This window comes from Gardnerella vaginalis, from assembly GCF_001546485.1.
GTDB lineage: Bacteria > Actinomycetota > Actinomycetes > Actinomycetales > Bifidobacteriaceae > Bifidobacterium > Bifidobacterium vaginale_D.
In genome coordinates, this window is record NZ_KQ956875.1 from 1 (window position 1) to 7,016 (window position 7,016).

Annotated in this window: 6 protein-coding genes; 5 read left to right on the forward strand and 1 reads right to left on the reverse strand. The window is 46.6% G+C overall.

The genetic code is table 11. The annotated features are described in order from the left end of the window. Window positions 1-125: 125 nt before the first annotated feature. A complete protein-coding gene (gene rfbB / locus HMPREF3208_RS05960) occupies window positions 126-1,208 on the reverse strand; it encodes a dTDP-glucose 4,6-dehydratase (protein WP_064347742.1) in 1,083 nt (360 codons plus the stop codon). A 238-nt stretch (window positions 1,209-1,446) separates the two neighbouring features. Here rfbB and HMPREF3208_RS05965 point away from each other — a divergent pair, with 238 nt between their 5' ends. From HMPREF3208_RS05965 to HMPREF3208_RS05985, 5 genes are all read left to right on the forward strand, one after another. Beyond that, a complete protein-coding gene (locus HMPREF3208_RS05965; protein WP_230953112.1) occupies window positions 1,447-2,577 on the forward strand; it encodes a DMT family transporter in 1,131 nt (376 codons plus the stop codon). 42 nt (window positions 2,578-2,619) lie between these two features. Beyond that, window positions 2,620-3,630 carry a ribokinase gene (locus HMPREF3208_RS05970; RefSeq protein ID WP_064347744.1) on the forward strand — a complete coding sequence of 337 codons (1,011 nt, stop codon included), beginning with the start codon at window positions 2,620-2,622 and terminating at the stop codon, window positions 3,628-3,630. A 209-nt stretch (window positions 3,631-3,839) separates the two neighbouring features. Continuing rightward, window positions 3,840-4,853: a ribose-phosphate diphosphokinase gene (locus HMPREF3208_RS05975; RefSeq protein ID WP_064347746.1), complete on the forward strand. Its 1,014-nt coding sequence runs from the start codon at window positions 3,840-3,842 to the stop codon at window positions 4,851-4,853. Between the two features lie 153 nt (window positions 4,854-5,006). Further along, window positions 5,007-5,339 (forward strand): ACT domain-containing protein, encoded by a 333-nt coding sequence (locus HMPREF3208_RS05980; RefSeq protein WP_016637398.1) that lies wholly within the window; start codon window positions 5,007-5,009, stop codon window positions 5,337-5,339. Window positions 5,340-5,399: 60 nt separating this feature from the next. Next, a complete protein-coding gene (locus HMPREF3208_RS05985) occupies window positions 5,400-6,764 on the forward strand; it encodes a PFL family protein (RefSeq protein ID WP_064347747.1) in 1,365 nt (454 codons plus the stop codon). Window positions 6,765-7,016: the final 252 nt, after the last annotated feature.

Consider the following 7,016-nt stretch of genomic DNA (forward strand, 5'->3'; position numbering starts at 1 on the left):
TGATTTCTTACACACTTTTTGGCCTATAACCCTGGACTTGGGTCGTGTGTAAGTCCACATTTGCTCGCACTTTATCCCGAGTTTGTGGATTTGGGTGGAGTGTAACGCTCGCGCGTGCGTAACGCTTAATGTCCCAACGCTGCATAATGCTGTTCAACTTGCGCTTTAATAGGCTTCCACAAATCAGCGTGAGACGCGTACCACGCAATAGTTTCTTGCAAACCCTGTTGAAAATGAGTATGTTGCGGCTCCCATTCAAGCTGCGTACGAATTTTCGTGCTATTGAGCGAGTACTTGCGATCTTCTCCTGGTCGCGGCTGTACGTGCACTACATTCGTTTCCGAAACGCCCATTATAGGTAGCAACATCCGCAATACGTCGCGATTGCTCATCTCGCACTGCGCTCCGACAAGATATGTTTCACAGATTGTTCCACGCGTTAAAATGCGCCAAATTGCATCGCAATGATCTTCAACCTGTATCCAATCGCGCACCGAATCGCCATTGCCATATAACTTTGCCGGCATATTGCACATAATATTGGTAATTTGCCGCGGAATAAACTTCTCAATATGTTGACGCGGACCGTAATTATTGCCACTGCAAGAAATAGTTGCGCGCAAACCGTAAGTCCTACTCCAAGCGCGCACAAGGTGATCGCTTGCGGCTTTGGATGCTGCATATGGGCTTGAAGGTCGGTACGGGCTTTCTTCATTACAACTCAATGGACTATCTAATGGCAAATCTCCGAACACTTCATCAGTACTCACATGATGGAAGCGAATATTGTATTTTCGTGCAGCATCAAGAAGAACCTGCGTACCTAAAATATTGGTACTTAAAAATGGATCCGAATACTCGATTGCGTTGTCGTTGTGTGATTCAGCAGCAAAATGCACAATTGCGTCGATTGCTGGCATTGATATTCCTGCAGCAGTTGTGTGCTGAGTACGGGGATTGAGTAGTTGATTAACTAAATTTGTGTCGCGAATATCTCCGTGAATAAAAGCGTACTGATTATTCGCAAAATTTTGTGGCAATCCATACAAATTCGCAATATTACCGGCATATGTAAGTGAATCCAGCACTGTAATTGCAACTTCCGGATGATATTTCGCTATGTAATGCACAAAATTCGATCCAATAAACCCTGCACCGCCTGTTACCAGTATGTGAAAAGGCGTAAATGCATTGCGTTCCGTACTCATATATTCATTGTATATATGTATTTGTTGCATGTGCATGTATTTATGCGTTTACCATATTTTCTTTATTGGTTGTGATTGGTTGTTATTGATTGCATGAAAAATATTTAAGCAGTACATTTTGCTGTTGATTTTACTTATATTCATAGTAGTTGGTTTTGCTTGTATGAGCATTAGTTGAGTCAGCGTGCAATAATTGCTGCATGTTTGCTTGTTTTGGGGATGCGAGGTGAATCTGGTAATGGTTAAGCTTACGTTGGGTAGTGATGGGCGTGCTGTAGATTTACCTACGTCTGAGAATGTGTCTGCTGAGAATGTGTCTGCTGAGAATGCGTCTGCTGAGAATGCGTCTATTAACGCGGAATCTCGCGCGGAATCTCGCGCGGAGCAACAAACTGGCTCTCAAACTTTCGACGCCTCTAAATCTGCCGCACAGGCAATAGCGAGCACTCCGGATCGCCCTAATCCAGCGTTTAACCACTCAACGAACGCCATACTTATTGGCATTCTGCTCACTCTTTTAGGCGGCGCATTTTGGGGCGCAAACGCAACCGTGTCGAAAATCCTGATGTCAACATATCACGTAACTCCGCTGCAAATTGCGTGCGTGCGTCAAATCGCGGCAGGCATATTGTTTAGCATCACTGCAGCAGCTTGCACCCCGCGTAAGCTTACTGGAGCAATGAAATCTGGGCGTACGTGGGTTTCAATGGCAGTAACTGGCGTGGTTTGCGTGCTTCTTACGCAAGTTTCGTACTTGTGCACTATTGATTGGACTAATTCCGGCACTGCAACTGTGCTTCAAAGCCTTAATCTTCTATTCGTGCTGGTTTATGCGTGCTTGCATACGCGTCGCGTGCCGACTATGCGCGAAACGATTGGCGTTGTGCTAGCTTTCGCAGGAACTGCTTTAATGGCAACCGGCGGCAATCTTTCTTCGCTATCATTGCCGATTATGGGCTTGCTTTGGGGATTGGCGGATGCGGCTTCAACGGCGGCGCTCGCAATTATGCCGGTGAAGCTGATTGCAAAATGGGGAAATCTTACAGTAAACGGCATTACGTTTATTATTTCAGGTCTGATTATGCTGCCGTTTGTGCGTCCGTGGGCAACGATGCCGCAGCTTGATTGGCGGGCGCTTGCACTGTTCACCTTTACGGTTGTTGCTGGCACTTTTGGAGCTTACTGGCTGTTTCTTGAAGGTATTATGCGCGTAGGTTCTGTGCGAGGTACGCTTCTTGGAGCGAGTGAACCGGTTACTGCTGCGATCACAGCAGTGCTGTTTACGGGAGCTGTTTTTTCGTGGGCAGATTTCGTGGGCTTCGGGCTTATTTTCATTATGATGATTTTGTTGTGCAAGCGTGCTGACTGACTTAGGTTATAAAATAAAAACCAAACAAAGAAAGGAATTTTAATGCGTTACCATGATACTTTAAACTCGCTGGATGTATTAGAAAATGTGAAGACTGCCGATTGTGCTAAGTCTGCGATTGCAGTTGTTGGCTCAATGAATGCCGACTACACGATTGTTGCCGATCGTCTCCCGAAGCCGGGCGAAACGGTTAATGGAAGCGAGCTTAAGGTTCTTCCGGGAGGAAAGTCTGGAAATCAGGCTGTTTCTGCCGCTAAAATTGGCGCGCATGTACGCATGTTTGGTGCTGTTGGCAGCGATCAAAACGCCGACTTCTTGCTTCATTCTTTGAGTAATGCTGGTGTTGACACTACACAAATTCTGCATGTTGACAACGTTCCAAGCGGTGCCACAGTTATTACGGTTGATGCTCAAGGCGGCGAAAATACGATTGTTTACGCGCCTGGTTCCAATGCGCACGTTACGGTTCCTTATATTGAATCTGTTAAAAGCGCTTTGACGAGCGCGTGTGTGCTTGGGCTTTGCTTAGAAAGCCCGATGGAAACAGTTACGGCTGCTGCGAAAATTGCCCATGCTGCTGGTGTAAAAGTTTTATTGAATAATTCTCCTTTTGTTGATACATTGCCGAAAGAGTTGATTGATGCTGCCGACATTTTGTTGGTAAATGAGCATGAAATGGCGCAACTGCTTCATATTGACGAGCCAGAAGATGGCAATTGGGATGGTTTTGATTGGAAGCATGCTGCTGAAGTGATGCACAACTTTGGTTTTGATGAGGCTGTTGTGACTTTGGGCGGCGATGGTTCTGTTGTTTTGCAGTATGCTGAGGAAGATCCGGTGTGCCGTATTGCAGCACAGCGAGTTCACGCTGTAGATACTACTGGTTGCGGTGATGCTTTTATGGGCACAGTTTTGGCTGGTTTGGCTGCTTCGATGTCGCTGCCGGACGCTGCAGCTCTTGCTTCTTACGTTTCTGCTTACGCTGCAACTCGCTTTGGTGCGCAAGCTTCCTATGGTACTGCTGACGAAGTTCGCGCATATTTTGCTAAGTGATATTTTAGGCAAATCTGCAAGGCAAATCTGCTAGGCAATATTCTAGGAAGATTTACTAAGCAAATCTGCAAAATAATACGCGTTACTACGCGCTAGTACACGCTTTGCTGCGCCTGAATCACTCGCTGTGTCTCTTCCGGCGCGGCAACTGCTAAAATGGAAATCGACTCTGTCACTGTATATGCACGTTTGCAAACGGGAAGGCAATTATGTCAACAATTCTTGAAGGCAATCCAAAAAAGCAGATGATGTTGGTTACCGGTCGAGCATATCCGGAACTTGCTACAGAAACTGCGAGCTATCTTGGTATTGATGTGCTTGAGACTACTGCCTACGATTTTGCGAATGGCGAAATGTATGTGCGTTTTACGCAGCCAGTTCGTGGTGCAGATGTGTTTGTGCTTCAAGCGCACACGAATCCTATTAATAATTGGATTATGGAACAGCTGCTTATGGTTGATTCTTTGCGCCGCGCATCTGCTCGTAGTATTAACGTAGTTGCTCCGTTCTTTGGCTATTCGCGCCAAGATAAAAAGCATCAGGGTCGTGAGCCTATTACTGCGCGTCTCATGTTTGATTTATTCCGTGCTGCAGGTGCTACACGCATTTTGACAGTTGACATGCACGCAACTCAGGAGCAGGGCTTCTTTGACGGCCCGGTTGACCATTTAACTGCTATGCCTGTGCTTATTGATTATGTGCGTAATTCTATGAAGCTCGACAACGCAACCATTGTTTCTCCTGATGCAGGGCGAATTAAAGTTTCTGAACAGTGGGCTGCAAAACTTGGCAATTTGCCTCTTGCTTTTATTCACAAAACGCGCGATATTACGCGTCCAAATCACGCTGAAGCTCACGGAATTATTGGTGAAATTCAAGGTCGCGACTGCATTGTTGTTGACGATATGATCGATACTGCTGGCACCATTTGTGAAGCTGTGCGCACTTTGCGTGAGGCAGGCGCTAAGTCTGTGACGTTGGTTGCAACGCATGCTTTGCTTTCCGGTCCTGCTGTTGAGCGTTTGAAAGATGCGGGTGTGCGCGAAATCATTGTGACGGATACCGTTCCTGTGCCAGAAGAAAAGCGACTTAGTAATATGACAGTTCTTTCGATTGCGCCTCTTCTTGCTGCTGGTATTCGTTCCGTATTCCGGTCTGGTTCGCTTGTGTCACTGCGCAATGCACTTCCGGAAGATATGAAGCAGCATAATATTTACGCGTAATTTTATAAATAAGAATAAGCCTTACGAATAAAGTTAAGCTTTACAAATAAAGCTGAGTGCGCGAATAAAGCTGAGTGCGCAAATAAAATTTACGCATAAAATATACAATAAAATAAATCCGCATACTGCGGTTCGTAACAGCAGGAGGCAAATATGGTCGCCAATACTACAGTTGCAGAGCATGATGAATCGCAAGAAGTACTGCAATCCGATGCTTCTAAAGCGATTATTACCGTTGTTGGCTGCGATACCGTTGGTATTATTGCAAAAGTTACTTCGCATGCTGCCGAGCATAACGTCAATATTTTGAATATTTCTCAGACTATTGTTGATGGCTTTTTCAATATGATGATGATTGTTGACGTGTCAACTGTGGATTGCGAGTTCGGTGAGTTTGCTGCAGGATTAGAAACACTCGGTACTGAAATTGGCGTGCGTATTCGCTGCCAGCGTAGCAATATTTTTACTGCAATGCACAGAATCTAAAATTCCTAGCAATATCGTAGCAATATCGTAGCAATCTAAGGAAACGTAAGGAAGTACGCCATGCTCAACCTGATGGAAGTAAGCGAAACTAATTCGATGATTGAGCAAGAACAGCTCGATGTTCGCACAATCACCATGGGAATCAACCTGCTCGATTGCGCTAGCGAAAACTTGCAGGACGTGTGCCGCAATGTTGAAGCAAAAATTACGCGTCTTGCTAAAGATTTAGTAAAAACAGGCAACAACATTTCGCGCGACTACGGCATTCCGATTGTGAATAAGCGCATTACAGTTACGCCGATTTCGCTTGTTGGTGCATCCGCCTGTAAAAAACCTGAAGATTTTGTTGAAATTGCGCGCGCTCTCGATAGTGCAGCGCACAAAGTTGGCGTTGATTTAATCGGCGGATATTCCGCGCTTCCTGCAAAATCGATGACCGCAGCCGACCGCATGCTTATTGAGTCACTTCCGCAAGCCTTAAGTGAAACAGAAATTGTGTGCTCGTCGGTAAACGTTGGTTCCACACGAACCGGTATAGATATGGATTGCGTGGAGCTTTTAGGTCGCACAATTAAGCAAATCGCCGAAGCTACGGCTAGCAAAGATTCTTACGGCTGCGTTAAATTTGTGGCTTTTTGCAATGCTCCAGACGACAATCCTTTTATGGCAGGCGGATTCCATGGCGTAACTGAAGGCGATGCTGTGATTAACGTTGGCGTTTCTGGGCCAGGCGTTGTTTCGCGCGCACTAGATGCGGCTCGCGGCAAAGATTTTGCGTTCCTGTGCGAAACAATTAAGCGCACAGCATTTAAGATTACGCGAGTTGGGCAATTGGTTGCGCAAGAGGCTTCTCGCAGACTTGGTGTGCCGTTTGGAATTATTGATTTGTCGCTTGCTCCAACTCCTGCAGTTGGAGATTCCGTTGGCGAAGTGCTTGAGAAGATTGGCTTGGAGCAGGTTGGTGCTCCTGGCACGACTGCGGCGCTCGCAATGCTGAACGATCAGGTGAAGAAGGGCGGCATTATGGCGAGCAGCTATGTTGGCGGTCTTTCTGGAGCGTTTATACCTGTTTCGGAAGATGCGAATATGATTGCCGCAGCGAAGTCGGGTTGCCTGACGATTGAAAAGCTTGAAGCAATGACGTGCGTATGCTCGGTTGGCCTCGATATGATTGCTATTCCAGGAGATACTTCCGCGGCAACGATTTCCGGTATGATTGCTGATGAATCTGCGATTGGCATGATTAATCAAAAGACTACTGCTGTGCGCGTTATTCCAGTGATCGGCAAGGGTGTGGGTGAGATGGCGAATTTCGGCGGATTGATGGGATACGCGCCGATTATTCCAGTAAACCAAACCAGTTGTGAAGCGTTTGTGACGCGCGGTGGGCGGATTCCGGCTCCAGTGCACAGCTTTAAGAACTAGCGCTCCGACCTGCTTGAGCGCTTGTTCCTCACGGCTATTGATAGCCGTTCGGCTGATTTGGCATGTGAAGCACACCGTGCTTCACATTTGAGCCAAATCACGCTTTGAAGGAGCTTGAAATCCTGTTGATTTCAAGCTCGGTCAAAGTGCTGCGCGAGCGTTAAGCACACCGTGTTTTCAACCCTGAGCGCGTGTTTGGAGTGCTGCGCAACCTCAAACTCTCCAAATGCGAGATGATTCTCTCGCGTTTGG

Coding starts and splice junctions, on each gene's coding strand:
- HMPREF3208_RS05980 (WP_016637398.1), top strand. CDS start 5,007: ATGGTCGCCAATACTACAGTTGCAGAGCATGATGAATCGCAAGAAGTA.
- HMPREF3208_RS05970 (WP_064347744.1), top strand. CDS start 2,620: ATGCGTTACCATGATACTTTAAACTCGCTGGATGTATTAGAAAATGTG.
- HMPREF3208_RS05985 (WP_064347747.1), top strand. CDS start 5,400: ATGCTCAACCTGATGGAAGTAAGCGAAACTAATTCGATGATTGAGCAA.
- HMPREF3208_RS05975 (WP_064347746.1), top strand. CDS start 3,840: ATGTCAACAATTCTTGAAGGCAATCCAAAAAAGCAGATGATGTTGGTT.
- rfbB (WP_064347742.1), bottom strand. CDS start 1,208: ATGAGTACGGAACGCAATGCATTTACGCCTTTTCACATACTGGTAACA.
- HMPREF3208_RS05965 (WP_230953112.1), top strand. CDS start 1,447: ATGGTTAAGCTTACGTTGGGTAGTGATGGGCGTGCTGTAGATTTACCT.